General features: G+C 45.1%; 1 protein-coding gene. It reads right to left on the bottom strand.

What is annotated here, in order from left to right:
- Window positions 1–8 precede the first annotated feature (8 nt).
- The gene (locus tag NFR98_RS15705) at window positions 9–1,244 is read right to left on the bottom strand and encodes an IS256 family transposase (protein ID WP_026684065.1); all 1,236 of its coding nucleotides are present in this window, start codon (window positions 1,242–1,244) and stop codon (window positions 9–11) included.
- Window positions 1,245–1,460: the final 216 nt, after the last annotated feature.

The raw sequence follows: 1,460 nt of genomic DNA, 5'->3' as shown, positions 1-1,460 counted from the left end.
TAGAGTAATTAACCCGAATAAATGTCTGTCGCTTTGTTGGATTGGTCAGACGATTTCGGTTGTTTGGCTTTCCATTCAAAATAGTCTTCCATCTTCAAATAGCGGCGTCCTTCTGCCCATTTTTCATCCTTTTCCATGAGAACAGAACCCATTAGCCGGATTACGGAATCCCGGTTAGGAAAAATACGGATAACCTGTTCCCGACGGCGAAATTCTTCATTGAGTCGTTCCATGCCGTTTGTCGTTCTCAGGCGACGACGATACGGCTCCGGAAGTGAGAGTGCTGCAGTGACATCGTCAAAGGCTTCCTCTACCATTTCAGTCACTTTAGGCGCTTTATCCTGATAAGTATTCAGAAAGGACTGAAGTAGTGTGTGTGCTGTTTCAATGTCTGGAGCGTGGAGAATGGCTTTCACTTGTTCAGTTCCTTCGCTCTCTAAATGTTTTGGAAGCCGATCGTGTACGTTACGCAGAAAATGAGCTTGACATCTTTGCCACGTTGCTCCCTGAAACGCTTTTTGAACAGCGCTGACTAAACCGCCATGATCATCGCTAACGATTACATCTACGCCCTTTAGTCCACGAGATTTTAGCCAATCAAAATAATTCTTCCAAGCCTCTGTGCTTTCACTGTCATCGACTTTTAGGCCAAGAATCGATCGATAGCCTTTCTCGTTGACACCATAGCTAATCAATACACCCCGGGAACGGACACGGCCATTTTCACGCACCTTTGTATAAATTGCATCCACAAACAGAAACGGATAGCTGCCCTCTAGGGGACGGTTATTCCAGCCCGTAACCACGGGATCCAGCTGCCCACAAAGATTCGACACGGTCGACTTCGAGAAGTCTGAACCACAGAGCTCTTCGGTGATTTGACTGACACGGCGCGTAGAAACACCATTAATCACCATTTCCATCAAAGACAGGACCAGTGCTTGTTCACTACGCTGATAACGCTGAAAGAGATCAGTTGAAAAATGACCGTTGCGCAGCCTGGGAACGTACAAAGAGAGCTTTCCCACGCGGGTTTTTAGTTGGCGGGGGTAGGAGCCGTTTCGGTAATCAATTCTAGCTTCATTACGTTCATATTTTTCGGCTTTCAGCTGTTCGCTGGCCTGTGCCTCCAGAACTTGATTCAAAATCGCCTCCAAAAGGGCATTTATACCCGATTCTTTTGAATCGCCAAGAAATAATTGATGCAAAAGTTGTTCATCTAGAGTAATCTGTAATTGAGCCATCCCTGAATCTCTCCTTTAGAAATTTAGTTTTTTGGTTAACTCTATTCTAACTGAGATGATGGGCTCTGGCTCATTTTCTATAAAAAAATGATAGAGACGGCAAGAGAAATGAAATCCCGCTGTTTTTCTGGAGGGGGCTGGCCAGCCCCCTCCAGAAAAACAGCCCCTATACTCCATATTCCCTCATATTCAGATAACCCTTTTTACACAATTATA

Origin of the sequence: Weizmannia agrestimuris (assembly GCF_943193165.1) — a bacterium.
In the GTDB taxonomy this organism is placed as follows: Bacteria; Bacillota; Bacilli; order Bacillales; family Bacillaceae_C; genus Weizmannia; species Weizmannia faecalis.
The sequence above is the reverse complement of the archived record's forward strand: the minus strand, read 5'-3'. Positions and strand labels throughout refer to the sequence as shown.

Excerpts from the sequence above, each read along its gene's own strand:
- NFR98_RS15705 (WP_026684065.1), bottom strand. The coding sequence starts at position 1,244 with ATGGCTCAATTACAGATTACTCTAGATGAACAACTTTTGCATCAATTA.